Annotated in this window: 21 protein-coding genes; 3 read left to right on the top strand and 18 right to left on the bottom strand. The window is 59.8% G+C overall.

Annotation, left to right across the window (positions count from 1 at the left end):
* Nucleotides 1-10: 10 nt before the first annotated feature.
* The 3 genes from rpsB to rplM form a co-directional block, all read right to left on the bottom strand.
* Nucleotides 11-778, bottom strand: coding sequence for a 30S ribosomal protein S2 (gene rpsB, locus KQ659_RS19500; protein WP_216679560.1), 768 nt, complete (start codon nucleotides 776-778; stop codon nucleotides 11-13).
* An 18-nt stretch (nucleotides 779-796) separates the two neighbouring features.
* On the bottom strand, nucleotides 797-1,183 hold the full coding sequence (rpsI, locus tag KQ659_RS19495) for a 30S ribosomal protein S9 (RefSeq protein WP_035563789.1): 387 nt from the start codon (nucleotides 1,181-1,183) through the stop codon (nucleotides 797-799).
* A gap of 108 nt (nucleotides 1,184-1,291) precedes the next feature.
* Entirely contained in the window at nucleotides 1,292-1,744 is a 453-nt protein-coding gene (rplM, locus tag KQ659_RS19490) for a 50S ribosomal protein L13 (protein WP_168672487.1), read from the bottom strand.
* A gap of 268 nt (nucleotides 1,745-2,012) precedes the next feature.
* On the opposite strand from rplM, the gene KQ659_RS19485 reads away from it, so the two are divergent.
* Nucleotides 2,013-3,479, top strand: coding sequence for a hypothetical protein (locus KQ659_RS19485; protein WP_216690567.1), 1,467 nt, complete (start codon nucleotides 2,013-2,015; stop codon nucleotides 3,477-3,479).
* Nucleotides 3,480-3,636: 157 nt separating this feature from the next.
* Here the strand turns inward: KQ659_RS19485 and KQ659_RS19480 are convergent, their stop codons facing one another.
* From KQ659_RS19480 to recA, 5 genes are all read right to left on the bottom strand, one after another.
* On the bottom strand, nucleotides 3,637-4,350 hold the full coding sequence (locus KQ659_RS19480; protein WP_168672485.1) for an RluA family pseudouridine synthase: 714 nt from the start codon (nucleotides 4,348-4,350) through the stop codon (nucleotides 3,637-3,639).
* Nucleotides 4,351-4,496: 146 nt separating this feature from the next.
* Complete coding sequence (locus tag KQ659_RS19475; protein WP_216679562.1) at nucleotides 4,497-5,552, bottom strand: sensor histidine kinase; 1,056 nt, start codon at nucleotides 5,550-5,552, stop codon at nucleotides 4,497-4,499.
* Between the two features lie 108 nt (nucleotides 5,553-5,660).
* Nucleotides 5,661-6,356, bottom strand: a complete 696-nt coding sequence (locus tag KQ659_RS19470; protein ID WP_216679563.1) for a response regulator transcription factor — start codon at nucleotides 6,354-6,356, stop codon at nucleotides 5,661-5,663.
* A gap of 128 nt (nucleotides 6,357-6,484) precedes the next feature.
* Nucleotides 6,485-7,303, bottom strand: a complete 819-nt coding sequence (locus KQ659_RS19465; RefSeq protein WP_216679564.1) for a DUF3108 domain-containing protein — start codon at nucleotides 7,301-7,303, stop codon at nucleotides 6,485-6,487.
* Between the two features lie 147 nt (nucleotides 7,304-7,450).
* Nucleotides 7,451-8,482, bottom strand: coding sequence for a recombinase RecA (gene recA / locus KQ659_RS19460; RefSeq protein ID WP_216690813.1), 1,032 nt, complete (start codon nucleotides 8,480-8,482; stop codon nucleotides 7,451-7,453).
* A 391-nt stretch (nucleotides 8,483-8,873) separates the two neighbouring features.
* On the opposite strand from recA, the gene KQ659_RS19455 reads away from it, so the two are divergent.
* Nucleotides 8,874-9,944, top strand: coding sequence for a hypothetical protein (locus KQ659_RS19455; RefSeq protein WP_216679565.1), 1,071 nt, complete (start codon nucleotides 8,874-8,876; stop codon nucleotides 9,942-9,944).
* 57 nt (nucleotides 9,945-10,001) lie between these two features.
* On the opposite strand, the gene KQ659_RS19450 is transcribed toward KQ659_RS19455, so the two are convergent.
* From KQ659_RS19450 to KQ659_RS19405, 10 genes are all read right to left on the bottom strand, one after another.
* Nucleotides 10,002-10,553 (bottom strand): GNAT family N-acetyltransferase, encoded by a 552-nt coding sequence (locus KQ659_RS19450; protein WP_216679566.1) that lies wholly within the window; start codon nucleotides 10,551-10,553, stop codon nucleotides 10,002-10,004.
* A gap of 68 nt (nucleotides 10,554-10,621) precedes the next feature.
* Nucleotides 10,622-11,047 carry a hypothetical protein gene (locus tag KQ659_RS19445; RefSeq protein ID WP_216685787.1) on the bottom strand — a complete coding sequence of 142 codons (426 nt, stop codon included), beginning with the start codon at nucleotides 11,045-11,047 and terminating at the stop codon, nucleotides 10,622-10,624.
* Nucleotides 11,048-11,142: 95 nt separating this feature from the next.
* Nucleotides 11,143-12,108: an AAA family ATPase gene (locus KQ659_RS19440; protein WP_216679568.1), complete on the bottom strand. Its 966-nt coding sequence runs from the start codon at nucleotides 12,106-12,108 to the stop codon at nucleotides 11,143-11,145.
* A gap of 169 nt (nucleotides 12,109-12,277) precedes the next feature.
* Nucleotides 12,278-13,669 (bottom strand): peptidylprolyl isomerase, encoded by a 1,392-nt coding sequence (locus KQ659_RS19435; protein WP_216679569.1) that lies wholly within the window; start codon nucleotides 13,667-13,669, stop codon nucleotides 12,278-12,280.
* Between the two features lie 253 nt (nucleotides 13,670-13,922).
* Entirely contained in the window at nucleotides 13,923-16,238 is a 2,316-nt protein-coding gene (locus KQ659_RS19430; RefSeq protein ID WP_216685788.1) for a peptidylprolyl isomerase, read from the bottom strand.
* 184 nt (nucleotides 16,239-16,422) lie between these two features.
* A complete protein-coding gene (locus KQ659_RS19425) occupies nucleotides 16,423-16,836 on the bottom strand; it encodes an ATP-binding protein (protein ID WP_216679571.1) in 414 nt (137 codons plus the stop codon).
* 91 nt (nucleotides 16,837-16,927) lie between these two features.
* Nucleotides 16,928-17,257, bottom strand: a complete 330-nt coding sequence (locus KQ659_RS19420) for an STAS domain-containing protein (protein ID WP_168672474.1) — start codon at nucleotides 17,255-17,257, stop codon at nucleotides 16,928-16,930.
* Nucleotides 17,258-17,272: 15 nt separating this feature from the next.
* Nucleotides 17,273-18,769 (bottom strand): PP2C family protein-serine/threonine phosphatase, encoded by a 1,497-nt coding sequence (locus tag KQ659_RS21950; RefSeq protein WP_216690568.1) that lies wholly within the window; start codon nucleotides 18,767-18,769, stop codon nucleotides 17,273-17,275.
* 199 nt (nucleotides 18,770-18,968) lie between these two features.
* On the bottom strand, nucleotides 18,969-20,447 hold the full coding sequence (gene guaB / locus KQ659_RS19410; RefSeq protein WP_216679573.1) for an IMP dehydrogenase: 1,479 nt from the start codon (nucleotides 20,445-20,447) through the stop codon (nucleotides 18,969-18,971).
* An 89-nt stretch (nucleotides 20,448-20,536) separates the two neighbouring features.
* Complete coding sequence (locus tag KQ659_RS19405; protein WP_216690569.1) at nucleotides 20,537-21,943, bottom strand: alpha/beta hydrolase-fold protein; 1,407 nt, start codon at nucleotides 21,941-21,943, stop codon at nucleotides 20,537-20,539.
* Nucleotides 21,944-22,083: 140 nt separating this feature from the next.
* Between KQ659_RS19405 and KQ659_RS19400 the strand changes: the two genes are divergently transcribed.
* Nucleotides 22,084-22,935, top strand: coding sequence for an oxidoreductase (locus tag KQ659_RS19400; RefSeq protein WP_216679575.1), 852 nt, complete (start codon nucleotides 22,084-22,086; stop codon nucleotides 22,933-22,935).
* Nucleotides 22,936-22,989 lie beyond the last annotated feature (54 nt).

Genomic DNA, 22,989 nt, shown 5'->3' with positions numbered 1-22,989 from the left:
TAAGAAGAGATTATTCCTCGTCAGCAGCCGTTTTTTCGGCGATGGCAGCCTCGTCGGCTTCCTTACGCTCAGCATCTTCTTTGTCAACTTTGCGCTCCGACAGGCCGTCTTCGATGGCCTTGCCAATCACGCTCACGATGAGCTGAATCGACTTCGAGGCGTCGTCGTTGGCAGGAATCGGGAACTGTACCAATTCGGGGTTCGAGTTCGTGTCGCAGATAGCGAAAACCGGGATGCCCAGCTTGTGCGCTTCTTTAACTGCGATGTGCTCGCGCTTCACGTCCACGATGAACAGGGCAGCGGGCAGACGGCCGAGGTCGGCGATACCACCGAGTACGCGGTCCAGCTTGGCACGCTCACGCGTCATCATCAGTTTCTCACGCTTGGCGAGAGCGGCGTAGGCCGTGTTCTCTTTCACCATTTTGTCGATGGTGGCCATCTTCTTCAGGCTCTTGCGAACCGTAGCGAAGTTGGTGAGCATGCCGCCCAACCACCGGTCGGTGACGAAAGGCATCTTCAAACGCTCGGCTTCGGTGGTTACGATTTCCTGCGCCTGCTTTTTGGTGGCTACGAACATGATTTTGCGGCCGCTCTTCGCAATGTTGCGAATAGCAGTGGCTGCGTAATCAAGCGAAACCAACGTTTTGTTGAGGTCGATGATGTGGATGCCGTTCTTCTCCATGAAGATGTACGGCGCCATTTTGGGATCCCACTTGCGGGTGAGGTGACCAAAGTGGGCACCTGCGTCGAGCAGGTCCTTATAAGTCGTCTGAGCCATGATAGTATCCTCCTGGTTTTAGCGTTTCGAGAACTGGAACGAGCGACGAGCCTTGCGCTTGCCGAATTTCTTGCGTTCCACCATGCGCGGGTCGCGGGTGAGGAAACCTTCCTTCTTTAAAGCAGGACGGGTTTCTTCGTTGTCGCTAACCAGAGCTTTGGTGATTGCAAGCCGGATAGCTTCGGCCTGAGCCGAAATGCCGCCGCCTTTCACGTTCACTTTGATGTCGTACTGGCCGACTTGCTCAAGAATTGCCAGGGGCTGGTTGACCACGTTCTCCAGCAACTCGTTGCTGAAATACGCCTTCATGTCCCGGTCATTGATAGTGATATTCCCTTGCCCGGCCTGCATGTAAATGCGGGCCACCGAGGTTTTTCTTCTACCAGAGGTGTTGGTAATTGCCATTAGGTTAAAAAAAAGTGAAAATGTGCTTGATGTGATAAATGTGGAAATGAAAACGAAGAGGAATTTCTCACATTTTCACATTGAACCACATTTCCCACATCTAAAGAATTACAGGTTTTTCAGTTCGATAGCAACGGGCTGCTGCGCCTCGTGCGGATGCTGGTCGCCGGCGTACACGTACATGTTGCGGTACTGGGCCGAGCCGAGCTTGTTGCCCTGCAGCATGCCTTTCACGGCGTGCTCGATTACACGACGCGAATCGCGGTTCATCTGCTCGCGCACGGTGCGACGCTTCTGGCCGCCGGGGTAACCCGAGTGCGTGATGTAGACCTTCTCGGTCATTTTTTTGCCCGTTACGCGCAGGTTGTCGGCGTTGATAACGATGACATTGTCGCCGCAATCAGCGTTGGGCGTAAACGAAGGCTTGTGCTTGCCACGCAGAATGTTGGCAATCTGCGAGCAAACGCGGCCCAGAGGGGCGACGCTGGCGTCTACGATAACCCAGCTCTTCTGGGCGTTGGCCTTACTGACGTGGGTCGTCTTGAAGCTCAGGTGGTCCATGAGTCGAAAAAAAGGTATGCTAAACTATTGAATAAGAGTACGGAGCCGTTGAGGCTCCGGGAAAAACGGACACAAAGGTACTGATTTATCGGGAAATAGACAAATGCAGACAAGTAGTTTTTCTGTAAAAGATTAGGAGCGTACACCAAGCGGTAGCCCGCGTAGGCTATTGAGGGCTGCTGGCCCAGCCACCGGCCGGCGAGCGAGAATTGGGGATTAAGTAGGGGCCTGATGCGTGTGCGTGTATTTTTACGGTTTGCTATTGCCTATGCCTTACGCTACCGTTGTGCCGGTTTCTGCTGTTTCTGCCCGCCGCGCCCGGCTGCTGCGGGCCGGGCTATTCGCATTGTCGCTCACGGTGGCATTTTTCACCAAAGGCACGTATGATTCGGGCGACAGCATCAAACATTACCTTTTTGCCCGGTATGCGTTTGCCCACCCGCTAAATTTTCTGGATTCGTGGGCGAAACCCCTGCTCACGCTGCTGGCGGCAGGGCCGGCACAGGCCGGTTTTATGGGCATGAAGGCATTTCAGTGCGTGGTGGTGGCGGCTTCGGCCTGGTGCGCTTTCCGAATTGCGCAGGCCTTGCGGCTGCCCGTGCCAGAGCTGGCCATCCTGTTCGCCTACGCGGCTCCGGACTACTTTCTGATACAGTTTTCCGGCCTCACCGAGCCGTTGTTTGGGCTGGTGCTGGTGGGGGCGGTGCGGCTGGCCGTGGCCAAACGGCCGGGGTGGTCGGCGGCGGTGGTTTCCCTGCTGCCATTTGTCCGTTCCGAGGGCTTTATTCTGATTGGCATCTGGGTGGTGTACCTGGCGTGGCAGCGGCAATGGCGCAGCTTGCCGCTGGTGCTGCTGGGCTACGTGGTGTACAGTGGGATAGGCGCGGTGGCTTTTGGTGAGCTCGGCTGGGTGTTCGGGCACAATCCGTACGACACCATTTCGGCATACGGGCACGGCGAGTGGAGCCACTTTCTGCTCAATATTCCCAACCTGCTGGGCTGGGTTCTCACCGGCTTGTTTGTGCTGGGGGGCGGGCGCATGGTGCGCGATTTGGGCCGGCCCACCCGGCGCCAGTCGCCGCTGTTTCTGGCCGAGCTGCTGTTGGTATACGGCAGTATTACGGTGTTTATAGCTGCTCATACTGTCTTCTGGGCCAAGGGATTATTTAATTCGGCGGGGCTGGCGCGGGTGCTGGCCGGCATTGCGCCCCTGGCCGCCGTGGTGGCCCACAATGGCCTGGCCCAGTTCACCGAATGGACCCGCACCGAAACGGTCCGCCGCCGGGTGCGCCTGGTGGCAACCGTGGCGGTAGTCGGCTGGCTCTTTACCGGGGCCCGCAATGCTATTCGGCCGGCGCGCGATTTCAGCCGCGCCCCCGACCAGGAACTGGCCCAACGCGCCGCCGGCTGGCTGCAGCAGGCGTACGCGGGGCAGCCGCTGCCGCCCATCGCTTTCACGGCTCCCTACGTGGCCCCCGCGCTGGGTATCGACCCGTTTGACGCCGCCCACTGCCCGCCCTTAACCCAAGACTTTCAACCCATTCTGGAAACGCTGCCAGTGAACTCCCTGGTCGTCTGGGACGACGTGTATGCGCAGACCGAAGCCCACATTCCGCTGGAAATGCTGCAGCAAAACCCGGCCTTCCGCCTGCGCTGGCAAGATGCCCTTGTGCGGGATGCGACTCACCCCGACCGGGGAACCTGCCAGCTGGCGGTGTTCGAGCGCATTAAGTAAGCGCTGCAGGCTATTGAATTTCAGCCTTGTAGGGGCGGCACGTTGGTAGTAGAACAGGATGTGGTAGAACGCTAAAGCCCCATTGGGCCGACACTCGCTAAATGAGCGTCGGCCCGATGGGGCTCCTGTTCAATAATTCTGTTGCCGGCTACCGGGCTTATGCCAGCTGCCGCAACGCTTCTACCAGCACCCGAAAATCTTTCGGGTACGGCGCTTCCACGCTGATTTCTTCGCCATTGAGGCCGGTGAACTGGAGCTTGAGGGCGTGCAGGGCAAAGCGCTTGATGAATGGCTGCTCTTCCTCGCCCTCCTTCATATTGAATTTTTTCTTCAGCGAAGACAGGAAAAAATCCTCTCCGCCGTAGTCTTTATCGCCGATAATGGGGGCCTGCAGGTACATCAGGTGCAGGCGAATTTGGTGCATGCGGCCGGTGACAGGCTCGCAAAGAATGAGCGAGTGGCGGGTGAAGTTTTCGAGGGTGGTGAAGTAGGTTTCGGCGGCTTTGCCCTTGTAGGCGAGGCGCGCTTTGCCGCGCGTGGTGGTTTCGATGCTGCGCTCCACCAGCTGGTGGTCGAACTGCGGGGTGCCCCACACGGCCGCGTGGTACTGCTTTTTTACCTCGCGGTTCTCAAACTGCATGGCCAGGTGGCGGTAGGCGGCCGGGTTTTTGGCGAAGGCCAGCGCGCCACTGGTTTCGCGGTCGAGGCGGTGGGCGGCCTGAATATCGTCGTGGTGCTGGCGGGCCAGGCGCAGCATGTTGGGCGCGCCGCCCACCCGCTCATCGAGCGTGGCCAGAAACGGCGGCTTATTGACGACGAGGTAATCGTCGTTTTCGAAAATAACGAGGTCGGAGAAATTCGGGAGCTTCATAAGAGGCTGCAAAGGTAGCCGGTAGGGACTTGGGGTCCCCGTCATGCAGAGCCCAGCGAAGCATCTTTACCGCGCAAGTAAATAATTGCTGCCTGCGGGCAAGATGCTTCGCTGCGCTCTGCATGACCTTATCAGGCCGCGCTTCCCTAAGTCCCCATTTTCGGCTTATTCAGCTTGAATTCCAAGGTGGTGCCCTCGCCCACGGTGCTTTTTACCTTGATGGCGGACTTGTGGGCCTCCACAATGTGCTTGCTGATGGCGAGGCCCAGGCCGGAGCCGCCCGACTCGCGGGAGCGGCTTTTATCGATGCGGTAGAACCGCTCGAAGATGCGGCCCTGGTGCTCGGGGGCGATGCCCGCGCCATCGTCGCGCACGGCAATGCGCACCGCGCGGCCGCTTTCGACCAGCGATACCACCACGCGGCCCTTATCGCGGCCGTACTTGATGGCGTTGTCAATCAGGTTGATGAGGACCTGGCGGATCCGGTTGCGGTCGGCCACTACCAGCAGGCCGGTTTCGGGCAGGCTGGGCGGGAATAGCTCCAGGTGCGTGCCGCGCCGGGCAGCCTGTTGCTCCAGCAGCTCAAATATCTCGCGCACCAGCACAATCAAATCGAAGCGCTGGCGGCGCATGCGCACCACGCCTTTTTCGAGTTGCGCGATGGTGACCAGGTCCTGCACCAGGGCATCGAGGGTGTCGAGGCTGGCGGCGGCTTTGCGCAAAAACTTGCGGCGGGTGGCGAGGTCAATCTCGTCGTCCTCATCATCGAGAATGGTGTGCACGAAGCCTTGGGCGGCAAACAGCGGCGTTTTGAGTTCGTGCGATACATCGGCCAGAAACTCGCGGCGCAAGGCCTGCAGGCGCACCAACTCGTCGAGTTCCTGCTGGCGGCGCTCGGCCATCTGCAGGATTTCGTCGCGCACGCGCTTCACCGGTTCGGGACGGAACAGGAACTTGTTGCTCAGCCGCTTAAATTCCTTGCGTTTGATGTGCTCCAGGCCCGCGTAAATACCGTTGATTTCCTTGAAAATCAAGGCTTCGAACGACAGGTATATCAGTAGAAAGCATGCCGCCACCGTGACGCCCGCCGCTAAAAAAGCTTCCCGAAACGGCAGCGTGGGGCCAATGCGAGCATAAGTAGTGAGCACGCCCGCCACCAGCAGCGCAATGAGAATGGCAATGGTGCGAGAGGAGAGGTTCATTTATTAATATGAGAAATGTACGGGATGGGAAAATGTGAAAATAAGCCGGTTTACTGGACGGTCAATTTCCACATTTCCCCATCCCGCACATTTCTCACATTTAAAGAATCAGTCCGCGTTGAACTTGTAGCCCACGCCCTTGATGGTCTGAATGTGGTGGTCGCCCACCTTCTCGCGCACTTTGCGCACGTGTACGTCCACGGTGCGGGCCAGCACAAACACGTCGTTGCCCCAGATATTCTGAAGCAGCTCTTCGCGGTTGAACACCTTGTGGGGCGAGGCGGCCAGGAAGGCCAGCAACTCAAACTCCTTCTTGGGGAGGGTTATTTTTTTACCCTCCTGGTACACGGCAAAGGCGGTGCGGTCGATGCGTAGGCCGTTGATGTCGATGGCATCGACGGCCGCGTGGGGGTCTTGGTCGCGGCGCTTCACGGCGGCCAGGCGGCCCAGCAGGGCACGGGGCTTGATGGGCTTGGCGATGAAATCGTCGGCTCCGGCCTCAAAGGCGGCCACTTCGGAGAACTCCTCAGCCCGGGCGGTGAGGAAGAGGATGTAGGTATCCTTAAACTTGGGGTTTTCGCGCAGTAGGCGGCAGGTGGCAATGCCGTCTAGGTTGGGCATCATCACGTCGAGCAGGATGATGTCAGGGTGAAACTCGGCGGCTACTTCCATGGCTTTGCGGCCATCGGAGGCGGAAGCGGTTTGGTAGCCTTCCTTCTTCAGGTTGAACTCCAGCAGCTCGACAATATCCGGGTCGTCATCAACCACGAGAATCTTATACACGGGCGTTTTGGCAGCAGTCACGGCGTTTGGGGCTTAGGTGAAGCGGGGCAATGTTTCCGCAAAAGTACCGCTCCCGGCGGCCGTCATCATGTTACGATTATGTGACCACCGATTAAGTGGATTTCAACGAATTGAACGGATTCTGTGGTCTAGTTGGCCAGGTTCAGCTTCCACTTCAGGCCCTGGTAGCGCACCATGTCCACCTTCACGGTGCCCACAAACATCTCGGCCTGAAACAGCACCGGAATCTTATTACGGTCGTCGGAGAGGTAGACCGAAATGGCGTTTTCGCCCCGGAACAGCTTGTTGTTCGGCATTCTGGGCACCAGCTTGAAGGCGCGCACATCGCCGGCCTTGGTTTCCACCACTTCGCGGCCCTTGTACACCACGTCGAGGATAAAGTTGTCGCCGTCGAAGTAGCCGGGCATCCGCACCACGTCGCCCACTTTCATGCGGTCGAAGTTGATGGTGCGCAGGTAATAGAAGCCGCTCACCAGCTCCAGGGTGTTGTTGGCCACCTTCACGGTGGTGTGCTTGGGATTCTCTTTGTCGTGGTCCTGCACTTCGGCAATGTCGTGCAGGTGGTCGAACTCAACGGTTTCCTTCTTGCGGTAGTTCTTCTCTGCAATGTCGCGCTGGGCGCGCAGGGGCAGAATGCTGGCCGTGTCGATGTAGGCGCGCCACTGGTCGCGGATGCGCAGGAAAAAATCGAACGAGCCGGTGGTTTTGCCGCTCACGGTGGCCTTGTAGCAGGGCCGGTCGTTCACGCGCTCCAGGCTGCCGCCGGTTTCTACGGTGGCCTCGCCGCCGTTAATCAGGCCGTAGTGAACGGTGTATTTAATGGTTTCGCCCCGCCCGAAGCTGGACTGTGGAACGTTGCGCACGGCATCGCCAGGGCCCAAAGCCGGTTGCGCGGCAACCAATAGCAGCAGGACAGCAGGAGTAAAGAGTAACCAGCGGCGCGTCATAGCAATAACTATAATAAAAAGAAGGAGCAGCCTGACCCTACACAAACCTGATGCCAGCCCCAAAGCTAAGGTAAAGGTACGAACGTAAAAAAAAGCCCGCTGCGGTGGCAGCGGGCTTTGGATTATTTACGGAAGGCGCAGCTGTAATTACAGCGTGTCCTCGCCATCCTCCGGAATGCTCATGTCCACGGGAATCACGGCATCGTCGCCCTTGGCCATGTCGCGGATTTTCTTCTCGATTTCGGCCGCCAGCTCGGGGTTGTCGAGCAGCAGGGTTTTCACGGCTTCGCGGCCCTGGCCAATCTTGGTTTCGCCGTAGTTGAACCACGAGCCCGACTTACCGATGATGCCCATATCAACGCCCAGGTCCACAATCTCGCCGACTTTGGAAATACCCTGGCCGTAGATGATGTCGAACTCGACCACCTTGAAGGGCGGCGCTACTTTGTTCTTCACCACTTTCACCTTGGTGCGGTTGCCGGTCACGTTGTCCTTGTCCTCCTTAATCTGGCCGATGCGGCGGATGTCGAGGCGTACCGAAGCGTAGAATTTCAGGGCGTTACCACCGGTCGTGGTTTCGGGGGTGCCGAACATCACGCCGATTTTTTCGCGGAGCTGGTTGATGAAAATGCAGCAGCAGCCGGTTTTGTTGATGGTGCCGGTGAGCTTGCGCAGGGCCTGGCTCATGAGGCGGGCGTGCAGGCCCACTTTTGAGTCGCCCATGTCGCCTTCCAACTCAGCTTTGGGCACGAGGGCGGCCACGGAGTCAATCACGATGATGTCGATGGCACCGCTGGAAATTAGCTGGTCGGCGATTTCGAGGGCTTGCTCGCCGTTATCGGGCTGGGCGATAAGTAGGTTGGTGGTGTCGATGCCGAGCTTCTCGGCGTAGGATTTGTCGAAGGCGTGCTCGGCGTCGATGAACGCGGCCATGCCGCCTTTCTTCTGCGCCTCGGCAATCATGTGCATCGTGAGCGTGGTCTTACCCGACGATTCCGGGCCGTAAATTTCAATGACCCGGCCCCGGGGCACGCCGCCAATGCCGAGAGCAATATCGAGCGAGAGCGAGCCGGTGCTGATGCTCGGAATGTCGGCCACTTTATTGTCGCTGAGCTTCATTACGGTGCCTTTACCGTAGGCCTTGTCCAGCTTATCCAGGGTGAGCTGGAGGGCTTTCATTTTTTCGGCGGCGGTGTTCACTTCGCCTTTTTCAGCCTTTTCAACTTTATCGGCCTTGGGAGCCGCTTTGGTAGCTAGTGCCATGTGGGGGTATTTAAGAAAAACGGGTTAGGTTTGGTAAAGTTAACGGTTTTGGCCGGGTCGCAATCGAATAAATCTATTCCTCGGTAAAGGCACTGAATGGGCTGTTTTGCGGCGGCTTTTTCTAACATAAGGGTTAGTAGTTTGGTGCCGTTGAGAGGCGAAATATATGAGGAATTATCTAAAAATATTAGTTGGTCTTGTGGCTGTGCTAATTAGAGTAGAAACAGCGCAGGCGCAACTGGATAATCGGGCGTTTACTTCGCCTGCACCCGGCCGCGATTGGGCTAGAATGGCGGCTATTGATTCTGTGAAAACGGGAGTTGGTGGCGTTCCTGTTGGTGGCGACTTACGGCTCTCACTCAACTCCTTCACCTTCTTCAAAGACAATGAATACTTCAACAAGATTGTCGACGGTTATACGCTCTTCGGTACCCAGCTAAACCCCCAACTCGTCTATTATCCAAGTAAAGACCTGCGCCTCGAAGCGGGTGTGTTGCTCTGGAAAGACTTCGGCAACCCGCAGTTGAAGCAAGTGCGCCCGACGTACCGCGCCACCTGGACCACGGGGCACCACCAGTTCATTCTGGGGAATATCCGGGCCAATCTCAACCACAACTACATCGAGCCGCTGTTCAACTTCGAGCGAGTGATGCAGAATCCGCTGGAGGAAGGCCTACAATACCGCTACCTGGGCAACCGGCTGTTTATGGATTTCTGGGTGGACTGGCAGCGGCAACAGTACCGCTACAGCAATTATCAGGAGGAAATTGCGGGCGGGCTCAGCAGTAGCTACCAGCTCAGTAGCGACGGAAGCAACTGGCAAGTTTCAGTGCCGTTCCAGTTCACGGCCATCCACCACGGTGGGCAGATTGACACACTCGACAAACCGCTGCAAACCTTGCTTAATGAAGCTGTCGGCATCACCGTTCAGCGCCAAATAGGCAGTTCACTCATTCGCGGTCTGCGCTTCAACGGCTACGTGCTCGGTTTTCAGGACAACTCGCCCACGCAGGGCCAGAATCCCTTCAAATACGGCCGGGGCCTGTACCTGAACACCACCCTCGAGACCCGCTACGCCGACGTGATGCTGAGCTACTGGCAGGGCTCGCGCTTCATGGCGCCGCTGGGGGGCGACTTGTACCAGAGCGCCTCGCGCACAGTGTCGAACCCGGAGTATCTGGACCGCCAGCGTAAGATTCTGCTGGTGCGGCTGCTGCGCGACTTTCGCATTTCCGATGCGGCGGCGCTCACCGTGCGCGTCGAGCCGCTGTATGATTTCAATGCCCAGCTGCTGGATTTCTCATTTGGCGTGTACCTCAATTTCCGGCAGGAGTGGCTGCTGGGCAACGTAGGCAAGCGCGTACGGGTGGGGCAGTAAGGCAGTGGCATAAGCTTTAGCTTGTGCGTGTTAACGTTAGCACGCACAAGCTAAAGCTTATGCCGCATCCCGTGTCAGCCAGAATCGTTGAATCTGGTTCAGCGCATCAGAATTGAGGAACCAGAGCGGCCGTTTGGGCGGCGGCTCCAGCTGAAAGCCCACGGCGCGGGCTACGGCCTGTCCGCGCACGTTGTTGGCATAGCAGCGCACCAGCAGACGCTGGCTGCCCATCGCAGTGAACCCAAAGTCGATGATGGCCCCCAGCGCCTCGCGGGCGTAGCCGTAGCCCTCGGCGGCAGCAGCCAGGTAGTAGCCAATCTCGGCCTGGCCCTTCTGTTGGGGCATAAGGCAGATGTCGCCCACGTATTCGGCTGTAGCGCGGTGCCAGATGCCGAACACGTAGAAGCGGCCGGTACGCCAGTCCTCGGCGAAGGTGAGCAGGGAGGTCACGGCATCGGCGGGCACGCGCACAGCCTGAAGGCGGTCGGGGAAGGAGGGCTGGAAGCGGGCACGGTCGGCGTGCAGCAGCGCGAAGAAAGCGTCGGCGTCGGCTGGCTCGTAGGGGCGCAGGCAGAGGCGTTCGGTATAGAGCGGGGCGCGGGGCAGCATAGCAGCGTACTACGAAAAAAGGGCCGCCTCCGTGCTCAGAAGCGGCCCTTTCACAAGAAATAAACGGGCTATTTGTTCTCGCCCACGTACTGGCTGGGGCTGCCCAGCGACTGCTGGGTCCGCATCACGTTCACCTGCCGGGCGGCTTCGTTAAAAAATTCGAGGCGGCGGATAAGCATTTCCTTCGCCAGTACGCGGCCTTCGGGGGTGCGCATGGTGGCACGCTTGTCGGTTAGTACGCGCTGTATGGCGGCCAGCGTCTGGCCCTCATGCTTCATGAACTGCTGCTGGAACTCGGCCAGCCGGGCCACGCCGCTGGCGGTGAGGGTGAAGTCTTCGCCGGCTCCCTGGTTCAGCACCTCGCACAGCACGTACACTTCAATGGGCAGGCTGGTTTCGAGGGCCGTGGTGCGCAGGTCGAGGCCGGCGGCCAGGGCGTCGAGGATGATGCGCACGTTGCGCTCAAATTGCTGATAGTAGGCTTGGGCTTCCAACTTTGTTGAGTTAAGAGTTAGAAGTTAAGAGTTAAGAGTTGAAAAGGGAGTGGGCATCAGCACCAACTCTTAACTTCTAACTCTTAACTCTTAACTCAAAGAAGTTCTTTTACAATCTGCTCCACGCCGATGCCTTCGGCTTCGGCTTTGAAGTTGCGCACGAGGCGGTGGCGTAATATCGGCACGGCCACGGCGCGTACGTCCTCAATGTCGGGCGAATATTTGCCGTTGAGCAGGGCGTTGCACTTGGCACCCACAATGAGGTGCTGCGAGGCGCGGGGGCCGGCACCCCATTCCAGCAGCTGGTTGGTGCGCGGGGCGGCGCGCTCGGTGTTGGGGCGGGTTTTGTGCACGAGGCCCACGGCGTATTCCACCACGTTGTCGGCCACCGGCACGCGGCGCACCAGCTCCTGAAAGGCCTGAATGTCGGCCGCGTGGAGGACTTTGTTGACCGTCTGTTTGATGTTGGACGTCGTTTGCTTCACGATGTTCAGCTCCTCGGCGTAGGTCGGGTAGCCCAGCTCGATGTTGAACATGAAGCGGTCGAGCTGCGCCTCGGGCAGGGGATAGGTGCCTTCCTGCTCGATGGGGTTCTGCGTGGCCAGCACGAAGAACGGGCGTTGCAAGGGGTAGCGCTGCCCGGCCACCGTCACGGCGTATTCCTGCATACTTTCGAGCAGGGCGGCCTGGGTTTTAGGCGGTGTCCGGTTGATTTCGTCGGCCAGGATGATGTTGGCGAAGATGGGTCCTTTCACGAAGTGAAAATCCCGCTGTTGGTTCATCGTTTCCGAACCCACGATGTCGCTGGGCATCAAATCGGGGGTGAACTGGATGCGGTTGAACGACAAGTCCAGCGAATCGGCAATGGTCTGAATCAGCAGGGTTTTGGCCAGGCCGGGTACGCCCACCAGCAGGCTGTGGCCCTGCGAAAATACCGCCGTGAGTACCAGCCGCACTACCTCGTCTTGCCCCACGATAACCTTGCCGATTTCCTGGCGTAGCTTCTGGAAGGAGGCGGCCAGGGCATCGGCGGCTTCTTTATCGTTTTGGAATTGAGCCATTCGGATGGTTGGGGAGGGGAAAGCACGTCATGCCGAGCGCAGCCGAGGCATCTCGCGTGGGGTAGTAAATCAATCGTTGGCTATGCCGACCTTCGGTTGAAAAAGGATTAGTGCTAGCATGCGAGATGCCTCGGCTGCGTTCGGCATGACGTGCTTTTTTAACACGGGCTTATTTCTCCGCCACGTCCAGCACCTTGCACTGGGCGTACTCCGGCTCCACTTCGAGGTACACCGTGCCGCGGTTCTTGGCAAACCACTCGTCCAGCGCCTTGGTCTTTTTCTCGTTGAGGGCGGCGGCGGCAATTTTCTGGTAGTCGTCCTGCAGGTTGGCCTGGTGGGGCGGGGTGTTCGATTTCAGCCACAGGATGCGCATGGCGTCCTTGCCATCGTCGGTGCGGTAGGCCATGGGGGGAGTGATGTGGCCCACCTTCATGGTGTCGATGGTGAAGAAGATGGCCGGGTCAAGCTTGTCGAGAGGCAGGCGTGAGCCGCCGTCGGCGCGGTTGGCCAGCAGGCCGCCGTTGGTGCTGCTGGGCTTGTCGGTCGAGTTATCCTTGGCCGCTTTGGCGAAGGTGATGCTGTCGGACAAAATCTGGCGGCGCAATTTGGTCAGCAGGCGGGCCGAGGCACTCACGTCGGCCGAGCCCGTTTCGGGCTTCAGCAGGATATGGCGCGTCGAATACGTATTGCCCTTGCGCTCAATAAACTGAATGAGGTGAAAGCCGAACTGCGACTGCACCACCGGCGACATCTGGCCCGGCTCCAGCTTCATCGACGCTGCTTCGTACTCCGGTACCAGCTCGCCGCGCTTGAAAAAACCCAGGTAGCCGCCTTCCTTGGCCGAGCCGGGGTCTTCCGAATTGGCTTTGGCAAAAGTGGCAAAATCGCCTCCTGCCAACACCTGCGCCCGAATATCGTTGAGCTTGGCAATGGCGGCCTGCTTGGCCTTGTCGTTTACCTGCGCCGGAATCACAATCTGGCCCACTTCCACCTCGGTGCTGAAGTAGGGCAGGCTGTCTTTCGGAATGCGGGTGAAATACTGCGCCACTTCGCGTGGCGTCACCGCCACCTTGCCGGTGATGGTTTCCTGCATTTTCTGCTGCGTGAGCTGGTCCTTAATCTGGGGCCGTAGGTCATCCTTCAGCGCCTTGATGGACTTGCCGTACTGCTCTTCGAGGCGTTTCTCGGAGCCAATCTGCTGCGCGAAGTAGGCCATGCGGCGGTCTACTTCCCCGTTCACCTGCTTGTCTTCCACCGTCACGGAGTCGACGTCGGCACGGGCCAGCATCAGCTTGTTGAGCACCAGGCTTTGCAGGATTTTGCATTTCAAATCGGGCGGCAGCGGCTTGCCGTTGGCCCGGGTCACCTCCTGCGCGTAGATGAGCTCCACTTCGGAGCGCAGCACAATCTGGTTGTCCACCTTCACGATGATGCCGTCGAGCAGCTGCTGGCCCTTGGGTCGGCTGATGCCCAATTGGGCCTGGGAAGCGGGCGCGAAGCCCAATAATAGCAATAGCGTAAGCAGGGCCGACGCCACGGCGCGATTCACATTAACAAGCATAAAGTCGTATTGAAAAGCCAATGGACAGGTTCCAAGGCTTGGTCCGTGCGGGGCTAACACCCAAACGGCCCCACAAATTTCACCATAAATCCGTTGGCAGACAAAAACAAGGAGCCGAACGGTCCCCGGAAGGTTGCAGTGGGGCTCTAAAGGCGAGTTGGTGAAATGGTGAGGTGGTGATTTTGATGTTGTTGGTAGCGCATTTGGCGCAAACGGAACATCAAAATCACCACCTCACCATTTCACCAACTCACTATTTCGTGACCAGCTTGCTCACCTCGGCCTCGTTCACTTTCACGGGACGGGCGGCGCGCATCTGGGTAATCCATTCCTTTTCCAGGTAGGTCTGGTAATCCGACGTGGCCTGGCCACGGGCGTCGGCTAGGGTTTTGGGGCCGGCGGGCAGCGTACGGTCGATGGTGACGGCGTAGTAGCGGCCGTCTTTCTGCACGTTGTAGGTGCCGGGGCCTTTGGTCATCAGGTCGTCCATCACCTTGTTGTCACCTTTCTGAAACACCTTCTGGCTGATTTGCACCGACAGTGGGTTCTTCTCATTCAGCTCCGACTCGATGGCGGCGGGGCTGCTGCTGAACAGCGCCACCTGCGCCGAATTATCGGTGCCCGGCTTGGCCTGCACTATTTTGCGGATGCGGCTGGCGGCCACCCCACGGCGGCGCAGCTGGCGCACCAGCGAATCGGCGCGGGCGGCGGCTAGGCTGGCCTTTTCGCCCTTCTTCACGCGGCCGGTGATGGTTACCAGCATGCTGGTGTCCTGGGCCATGCGCTTGCCAATTTCATCCAGCGCCATAGTGCCCGTTTTCGGCATTGAGGTGCCGTTGGTGAAGGCCACGCGCTGGGGCACGCTCCGGGTGAGCGGGAAGCGGCCGGCTTTCATGCCTTGCTGCACGCGGGCCAGCAGGGCGGGCGAGGCCGCGCTCACTACTGAGCCTTGCACGCGCTGGTCCCACTGGTACTTGGCCTGGTTGTCGGCGAAGTATTTCTTCAGGCCCACGGTGTCCTCAATGGCCTTGCTCCACACTTTCTCGTCCATCAGCTGGAAGAGCAGGATGCCATCGCGGTACTCCTTCACCAGCATGCGGTAGTCCTCATACTTGGTGTCAAGGCTGTTCTTCTCGAATTCGGTCAGGTTTTGCTCCACGTACTGGTCGTAGAGCTGCTGCATGGCGAAAGCCGGCTGCGCGCCCGTGCGGACCCGCTGGTTTTGCTGCGCGTAAGCCAGGAAGTCCTTCACCAGATAAGGCTTGCCCTTGATGCTGAACAGCGTCGAATTACCATTGGCAGTGCCTTTTGGGGCCTTAACCACCGCATCAGGGGCCGTGTACTTGAATCGGCCGGCCACCAAAGCAGTATCGGCTTTGGCGAACACATACGCTTTGGCGGCTGCTACTTCCATGAACTGGTCTTCCTGGCGCACGCGCTTCAGGAAGGCGGCTTTGTTGAGCTCCGAGCGGGAATCCTTGGCCACTTTGCTCTTCAGGCTGGGCTCCATGTCGGCGAACTTGGCCAGGGGCTGGCGCTCAATCAGCTTGATGATGTGCCAGCCGTAGGGCGTTTGCACGGGCGGGGCCAGGTCGCCGGGCTTTTGCAGCTTGAAAGCCGCGTCCTCGAACGACGGAATCATGCGGCCGGTGCCGAAGGGTGGCAGCTCGCCACCGTTGGCGGCCGAGCCGGCATCTTCCGAGAACTGGGCCACGAGCTTGTCCCAGTTCTCACCCTTTTTCAGGCGGCTGTAGAGCTCGTCAATTTTCTTTTTGGCGGTAAGCGAGTCGGCCTTGGCGGCGTTGGCGTTCATGCGCACCATCAGGTGCGCTACCTTGATTTCGCCCTGGGCCGCGCGCTTGTCATTTACCTTGATGATATGGTAGCCGAAGCGTGTGCGGATGGGCTGCGACACCTTCCCCACGGGCGTTTTGTAGGCCGCCGACTCAAACGGGTACACCATCTGCATGGCCGTGAAGTAGCCCAGCTTGCCGCTGTTTTCCCGGGCCGAAGGGTCTTCGCTGTTGGCCCGGGCCAGCTGGCCGAAATCGGCACCGGCCAGGGCCTCCTGGCGGAGCTTCTCAACCTTCTGGTAGGCAATCAGGGTGTCCTGGGGCGTGGCATCGGGCGCTACGCGGATGAGAATGTGCGAGGCGCTCACCTCTTGGCTCATGCGGTCGTAGGCCTCGCGCACTAGCTGGTCGGTCACGCTCTTCTCCGTGAGGTAGGGCTGGGCCAGCTGCTGGCGGTAGCCATCCAGCTCGCGCTTGAAAGCCTGCGTGGTATCGAGACCCTTCTGCTCGGCTTCCAGCACCTTCAGGCGGAAATTGGTGTACAGGTCCAGGTAGTCGTTCACACTCTGGCGGGTGCCGTAGTCGGGGGCCGAGCTGTTGTTTTTCCGATAGACGTAGGCAAACTCGTTGGCCGGTACCGGGTACGTGCCCAGCGTTTCAACGGCCGGGCCGGTAGCGCCAGCGCCAGTAGTGGTCGAAGCGGCCGGTTTGGAGGTTTGGCAGCCAGCCAGCAGCGTAGCAACGGCCGCGCCGGCGTACAGAATGCGTTTATGCATAGGAAAAGTTAGAAGACAAAAACGCTAAGCCAGTAGTAAGTAGCGGCGCGGGCATAAAATTACCGGTGCGAAATTAAGTAATTTCCAGGGGGAATGACGCAAGTTGCCGGTAGGATGCGCCGGATAAAAAAAAGACCGTCGTGCGGGGCACAACGGTCTCAAAAATAAGGCCTGGGCGCGAAGCTCAGGTCAGGTGCTTGCTGAGGTGGCACACGGTATGGTTGCCGCGCGTGAAAAACTCCACCCGGTCCATCAGCCGGTTCACCAGTGCCATACCCATGCCGCCCTTGCGGCCCTGCTGGATGTACGCGTGGAAATCGGGGTTGGGCGTGGGGCCGGGCAGGAAAATGGTGTCGCCGTTATCGGCAATCTCCACGTTCAGGTCGTGCTGGTCGAAGGCCAGGGTGAGGTCCAGAAACTGGGTTTCGTCCTCGCCATTGGCGTGAATGATGAAATTGGCCACTACCTCATCTACGGCCAGTACCACCTGGTTCACCGTCACTTCGGAAAGCTGCCGGCTGTTGAGATAAGTCCGCACAAAGTCGCGCACCTGTTGCAGGTGGGCACGCGAACAGGCAATGCGGAGGGCAGACTTCATCAGTAAATGAGTGAATGAGTAAGTGAGTAAAGGAATGAATGCTGGAAGAGTCGTTTTATAGTCGTCACTTTGCTCATTTACTCATTGAGGATTACGCGGCTTCGGCTTCGGTAACGCTGGGTACGATGGTCATGAGCGCATCAAGGCCCAGGATTTCGAACACGTTGAATACTTTTTCCTGCATGTTGAAGAAAATCAGCTTTACGTTGGCATCCTGAAAGCGCTGGAGGTGCGAAATGAAAACGCCCAGGCCAGCCGAGGAAATATAGCTGAGCTTGGCGCAGTCAATCAGGACTTTGCGATAATTGAGAATATCGGGCTTAGCCAGCTCAGTGTCAAGGACAATGGCGGAGCTAGCGTCCAGCTCGCCATCGAGCAGGAGGGTAAGGGTATCGGCGGAGGGTTGAGCGGTAACTTTCATAATGAGGGCGATACGTTAGCCCAGTGGCAGGGGTTGGGCCGACTTGAATTTAATCACGAGCAGCGTCTGGTCGTCGTGGATGGGATGGCCGTGGGTAAAGCCATTGAGGTCGGCGAGGATGAAGTTTTTAATGTCCTCAGCCTCCTGAAAATAACTTTCCTCCAGGCGCAGTTTGAGGCGGTCCTCGCCGTACTCGTCGGTGCCGGAGCCGCCGCGCGCCTCCACAATGCCGTCGGTGTAAATCACCATCACATCGCCGGGGCTGTAGTCGTAAAACTGGTTTTTGATGTGCTTCTCGTAGCTCTCGTTCCGAATGATGCCGAGGCCCAGGCCCGTGGAATCGAAGTAAAAAACCTCTTCGCGCAGGGCGTGGTAGTAGAGCGTGTGGCAGTGTCCGGCGCGGGCAAATACGAATCCGCCCTGCTCGTAATCAATAATATAGAGCGAAGAAGTGATGAACGATGACTTCTCCAGGCAGTGCACGAGGGCCGTATTGGCCTGCGCCATGAACTTGCTGGGCACCGGGAACTTGTCGCGCTCATTCTTGGCCAGGGGATTTTCCTGCATCAGCGAGTGGAAAATTCCTTTCATCTGGGCCATGTGGAAGGCGGCGGTCACGCCCTTTCCACTCACATCGCCGATGATAACGGCCAGCCGCCGGCCCGGCAGGTGCAGAAAGTCGTAGAAATCGCCGCCCACTTCCTTCGCCGCCAGCGAGTGCGAGCTGATTTCGAACCAGTTATCAGTAGGGAGGTTTTTTGGGATGAGACTGTCCTGAACCTGGGAGGCAATTTTAAGCTCCTCCTGGGTGCGCTGGTTGGCCAGCGAGGTCTGCATCAGCTCCAGGTTTTCGATGCTGAGCACGGCCTGACCGGTGAAGGTCTGGAGAATGCTGAGGTCTTCGCGGTTGAAAGTGCCGGGCTCTACTTTCAGCAGGTACAAGGTACCGTAGCTGAAATGCAGGCCCCGCAACGGCAGTTGGATGAGCGAGCGAAATGCCTGCGAAGCACTGGTAAAGCTGGAGTGATGGTTTAGGTCGTTGGTCACGTACTCGCCCTCCACGGGGGGGTGCGCCCGCAGGCCCGTACGCAGGGCCTCGGCCTGCACGGGCGTGATGTTGTAGTACTGGGTGGCGTTGGTGTCGTCGGTGCCCGTATGGTTGGGGTTGAGGTCAATCCAGGCGCCATCGGCCCGTACGGTTGCCACGGCCGAGTTTAGCAGCACATGGTACACCTCGGTGGAGGTCTGGCCCCGCTGCACAATCTGGGCCAGGCGCTGCAGGCTCAGCATTTCGCTCTCGCGGAGGGCGGCCGGAGTGGCGCTGGCGGGTGCGGCCGATGGCCGCAAAAACAGTTTTAACAGCACCGCCAGGGTGCCGAGGTCGGCCAGCAGCAATAGCCAGATGGCCCACGGCGTGGTCCCGCCGCCGCCATCAGTCAATAGATTACCGACGGCCAGCGCTCCGCTCAGCAGCGCCAATAGAAAACCAATGTATAGCAACGGATGACGCACAGACAGAAACTAGGAATAACACAATCACACCAGCCCGCCGCGCCGTAGCGGGTGCTCAACCGGCTTGCAAGATACAATCGGCTACCCGAAACGGCTCTATCCGGGGCGGGGCACAAAAAAGGGGCAATGCTGGTCGTAGCCAGCATTGCCCCTTGTATTTCAAAGCGCTATTCGGGCTTTGGAGATGTAGTGGCCCGACCTACCGGCTCGAATAATTCGGGGCTTCCTTGGTAATCTGCACGTCGTGCGGGTGGCTTTCGCGCAGGCCGGCCCCGGTGATGCGCACAAACTGAGCCGCCTGCAGGGCCTCAATATTGGCCGCACCCACGTAGCCCATGCCGGCGCGCAGCCCGCCCGCCAGCTGGTAAATCACCTCCGAAACATTGCCCTTGAAGGGCACGCGGCCCACGATGCCTTCGGGAACCAGCTTCTTCACGTCGTCTTCGGCATCCTGAAAGTACCGGTCCTTGCTGCCTTCCTCCATGGCCTCCACCGAGCCCATGCCACGGTAGGACTTGTACTTGCGGCCTTCGTACATGATGAGGTCGCCGGGGGCTTCCTCGGTGCCGGCCAGCAGCGAGCCCACCATCACGGCGGCTGCGCCGCCAGCGAGGGCTTTCACCACATCGCCCGAAAACTTGATGCCGCCATCGGCTACCAGCGAAACGCCGGTGCCTTCGAGGCCCCGGGCCGCTTCGAGCACGGCCGAAAGCTGCGGCACCCCAATGCCGGCGATGATGCGCGTGGTGCAGATGGAGCCCGGCCCCACGCCCACTTTCACGCAGTCGGCCCCGGCGTCGGCCAGGGCGCGGGCCCCGGCGGCGGTGGCCACGTTGCCGGCCATCACATCGAGGGTCGGGTGGGCGGCTTTGATGGCACGCACGGCATCCATCACGCCCTTGGAGTGGCCGTGGGCGGTGTCGAGGCTCACAATGTCCACGCCGGCTTCCACCAGGGCAGCCACGCGCTGGAGCAGGTCGGGCGTCACGCCCACGGCGGCCCCTACGCGCAGGCGACCGAGGCTGTCCTTGCTGGAGTTGGGGGCGCGGCGGCGCTTGCGGATATCCTTGTAGGTCATAAGGCCGGCGAGGCGGCCGTCGGCATCCACCAGCGGCAGCTTATCCACTTTGCTGTCGGTGAGCAGCAGCTCGGCCGCAGCCTGGGTGATGCCGGCGGGGGCCGTCACGAGGCGGGCCAGGGGCACCATCACGGTGGTCACGGGCTGGCTCATGTCCTTTTCGAAACGCAGGTCGCGGCTGGTGAGGATGCCTTCGAGCACCTGGTTGCCGTTCACCACCGGAATACCGCCGATGTTGTGCTTGCGCATCAGCTGGCGGGCGTCGGCCAGGGTGGCGGTGGGCGGCAGGGTGAAGGGGTCCTGAATCAGGGCCGACTCGCTGCGCTTCACGCGGCGCACCTGGTCGGCCTGGGCCTTGATGGACATGTTCTTATGGATGATGCCGAGGCCGCCTTCCTGCGCCAGGGCAATGGCCATGTCGGCTTCGGTCACGGTGTCCATGGCCGCCGAAATGAGCGGGGTATGCAGCCGGATGTTGGGGGTGAGGCGGGTGCCGGTGTCGCAGTCGCGGGGCAAAACCTCGGAGTACGCTGGCAGCAGCAGTACGTCGTCGTAGGTGAGAGCCTCGAAGGCAAATTTTGGGGTTGCGGAATCCGCCATGGCAAAAGGGGTTGGGGGTTGGTGCCTTTTGCCAGTCAAAGGTACGGCGGGAAGTTGGGTTGGACGCCTAACTTTCCGCCGCCTTGTGATTATTCTTTGGTGAATTTGCTGGTGCCCACTGCGCTGCCGGCCGTGAGGCGCGAGAGATACAGCCCCACGGCCAGCCGGCTCACGTCCACGGCCTGGCCGTTGCGCACGCGGGTGCGCAGCACGGCCCGGCCCCGCGCATCACTGATTTCGAGCAGGGCCTCGCCGGCCAGATTCGCGGGCAGGGCCACGCGCAGTTCCCGGGCCGCCGGGTTGGGGTAGAGGCTCACGGCGAGGGTTTGGGCTGGGCGGGCGGCCGTGGCCGTAGCGGCGGCATACAGCCAGGAGTAGCCGGCTGGGAACTCGCGTTTCCAGAACCATTCGGCATGCTGGCCGTCGGCACGGGTATTGACGTTGAGGTTGGTGGCCGGCACGCCGCCGCGCTGCAGCGAGTCGCGTATCGCCTGCATATTGGGGGCCATGGTGGCGCTTTCGGTGGTACCGCTCACGAAGTAGAAGCGGGTATTGGGGTTGGCCGGGTGCTGGTGGGCGTAGGCGGCCAGCTGTGGGTAGGCAAACCAGTAGGCGGGCGAAAACGAAGCCACTTTGCCGAATACGGTGGGCTCGCGCAGAGCCGCGTAGGTGGCAATGAGCGCGCCCATGCTGGAGCCGCCGATGCCGGTGTTGGCGCGGTCGGGCAGGGTGCGGTAGTTGGTATCGATGTAGGGTTTGAGGGTTTGCACCAGGAAATCAACGTATAAATCGCCCTGGCCGCCGCCGTAGGCCGGGTTGTTCCAGGGCGAGTATTCGTCGAGGCGGTTGGGGCCGTTGTCCACGGCCACCACGATGCAGCCGGTGGGGTCCTGGCCGCTGGTGGCCAGCTGGTTTAGGGCTTCGTCTACGCCCCATTCGCCGGCAAAGGAGGTGGCGGCGTCGAATACGTTCTGGCCATCCTGCAGATATAATACGGGGTAGCGGCGGCCGCTGGTGGCGTAGCCGGGCGGCAGATAGAGCCATACGCGGCGGGTGCGGCCCAGCTGCGGCATGGCGAAGGTGGTCGAAATCACGCTCACGTTGGCTGCCGCCGTGGAGGTGGGGCCGCCGCCGCCAGCCAGGTCTTCCCAGTTCAGTGCCTGGCACAACACGGTGGCCGGGGCGCTGCCGAAGGTGTAGCTGCGGTTGGGCACCGAGCCGTTCGCGGCGTTGGTTTCTACGGATGCCCAGGCGCCGCGCGTAAACTTGTATTCCATGGTGCCGGTGGCCGCGGGCAGCGTGATTTGGTAGCTGCCGTCGGCGTTGTGGGTGAGGGCGTGGGCCGTGCTACCGGGGTTCCAGCTATTGAATGTGCCCGCGATGTAGAGGGTGGCATTGGCCGGCGTGTTGGCTGGTACGGCCGTGATTTTAAAGGTAATCTGGGCCTGGGCTGCGAAGCCGATAAGCGCCAGTAGCAGGGAGAAAAGCTTTCTCATAGCGAGTGGGTGGGAATGGATGAGGCGATAGAAAAAACAGGGCCGCGAAGGTACAGCTGGGGAGTCCCTTGCTGCCGCCGGCAAACAATTCGTCGCCCGATGCCGTCTTAGCAGCTACCATTTCTTAAGAATGCTTTATTATGTCTGATTCAACTGCCAAAACCTGGTTTATTACCGGGGCCTCGTCCGGCTTCGGCGAAGCCCTGGCCGACTATGTTCTCGAAAAAGGCGACCGCGTGGCCGCCTCCTTCCGCAAGCCTGAGCAGGCGGACGAATTCACCAAAAAAATCGACGGCCGCACCTTCGGTGTAGTGGCCGACGTGACCAACGAAGCCCAGGTGAAAACCGCCGTGGCCGATGCCATCGCCCATTTTGGCCAGCTCGATGTTATTGTCAACAACGCGGGCTACGGCTCGATGGGCAGCATCGAAGAAGTACCCGCCGAAGAAGTGCACCGCCAGTTTGACGTGAATGTATTCGGCGCGCTGCACGTGCTGCGGGCCGTGCTGCCGCAGCTGCGCAAGCAGCGCTCGGGCCACGTGCTCAATATCACCAGCATCGGTGGCCTCAAAACCTTCCCCGGCGTGGGCATCTACAACGCCTCGAAGTTTGCCCTGGAGGCTATTGGTGAGAGCCTGAGCCAGCAGGTGGGCCCGCTCGGCATCAAAGTAACCAACATCGAGCCCAGCGGCTTCCGCACCAAGTGGGCGGGCGAGTCGGCGACTATTGCCACCACCGAAATTGATGACTACCAGGCCACCGTGGGCGAAAACCTGCGCGGTATTCAGGGCTACAGCGGCCGCCAGCCCGGCGACCCCGTGCGTGCCGCCAAAGCCATGTACGAGGTAGTGCAAATGGAGAACCCGCCCCTGCACCTGCCCCTGGGCAAAGCCGCTGTGAAGGGTGCCCGCGAGAAATTCGCTGCCATCGCCAAGGAAGTGGAGCAATATGCCGATATGGGCGACGCCGCCGATTTCCCGGCCGGCGAGTAGTCTCGGTTGCTGACCCAAAACGGTCATGCTGAGCGCAGCCGAAGCATCTCTACT

Source organism: Hymenobacter siberiensis, assembly GCF_018967865.2.
In the GTDB taxonomy this organism is placed as follows: Bacteria; Bacteroidota; Bacteroidia; order Cytophagales; family Hymenobacteraceae; genus Hymenobacter; species Hymenobacter siberiensis.
Note: the sequence above shows the minus strand (reverse complement) of the source record. Positions and strands in the feature narration are given on the sequence as shown.

What these genes read in the sequence shown, in the direction of transcription:
- KQ659_RS19475 (WP_216679562.1), bottom strand. Translation starts at nt 5,552, where the DNA reads ATGAACCTCTCCTCTCGCACCATTGCCATTCTCATTGCGCTGCTGGTG.
- KQ659_RS19400 (WP_216679575.1), top strand. Translation starts at nt 22,084, where the DNA reads ATGTCTGATTCAACTGCCAAAACCTGGTTTATTACCGGGGCCTCGTCC.
- KQ659_RS19435 (WP_216679569.1), bottom strand. Translation starts at nt 13,669, where the DNA reads ATGCTTGTTAATGTGAATCGCGCCGTGGCGTCGGCCCTGCTTACGCTA.
- KQ659_RS19405 (WP_216690569.1), bottom strand. Translation starts at nt 21,943, where the DNA reads ATGAGAAAGCTTTTCTCCCTGCTACTGGCGCTTATCGGCTTCGCAGCC.
- KQ659_RS19420 (WP_168672474.1), bottom strand. Translation starts at nt 17,257, where the DNA reads ATGAAAGTTACCGCTCAACCCTCCGCCGATACCCTTACCCTCCTGCTC.
- KQ659_RS19430 (WP_216685788.1), bottom strand. Translation starts at nt 16,238, where the DNA reads ATGCATAAACGCATTCTGTACGCCGGCGCGGCCGTTGCTACGCTGCTG.
- KQ659_RS19480 (WP_168672485.1), bottom strand. Translation starts at nt 4,350, where the DNA reads ATGAAGCTCCCGAATTTCTCCGACCTCGTTATTTTCGAAAACGACGAT.
- KQ659_RS19450 (WP_216679566.1), bottom strand. Translation starts at nt 10,553, where the DNA reads ATGCTGCCCCGCGCCCCGCTCTATACCGAACGCCTCTGCCTGCGCCCC.
- KQ659_RS19465 (WP_216679564.1), bottom strand. Translation starts at nt 7,303, where the DNA reads ATGACGCGCCGCTGGTTACTCTTTACTCCTGCTGTCCTGCTGCTATTG.
- KQ659_RS19485 (WP_216690567.1), top strand. Translation starts at nt 2,013, where the DNA reads ATGCCTTACGCTACCGTTGTGCCGGTTTCTGCTGTTTCTGCCCGCCGC.
- rpsI (WP_035563789.1), bottom strand. Translation starts at nt 1,183, where the DNA reads ATGGCAATTACCAACACCTCTGGTAGAAGAAAAACCTCGGTGGCCCGC.
- KQ659_RS19425 (WP_216679571.1), bottom strand. Translation starts at nt 16,836, where the DNA reads ATGAAGTCTGCCCTCCGCATTGCCTGTTCGCGTGCCCACCTGCAACAG.
- rplM (WP_168672487.1), bottom strand. Translation starts at nt 1,744, where the DNA reads ATGGACCACCTGAGCTTCAAGACGACCCACGTCAGTAAGGCCAACGCC.
- KQ659_RS19440 (WP_216679568.1), bottom strand. Translation starts at nt 12,108, where the DNA reads ATGGCTCAATTCCAAAACGATAAAGAAGCCGCCGATGCCCTGGCCGCC.
- rpsB (WP_216679560.1), bottom strand. Translation starts at nt 778, where the DNA reads ATGGCTCAGACGACTTATAAGGACCTGCTCGACGCAGGTGCCCACTTT.
- guaB (WP_216679573.1), bottom strand. Translation starts at nt 20,447, where the DNA reads ATGGCGGATTCCGCAACCCCAAAATTTGCCTTCGAGGCTCTCACCTAC.
- recA (WP_216690813.1), bottom strand. Translation starts at nt 8,482, where the DNA reads ATGAAAGCCCTCCAGCTCACCCTGGATAAGCTGGACAAGGCCTACGGT.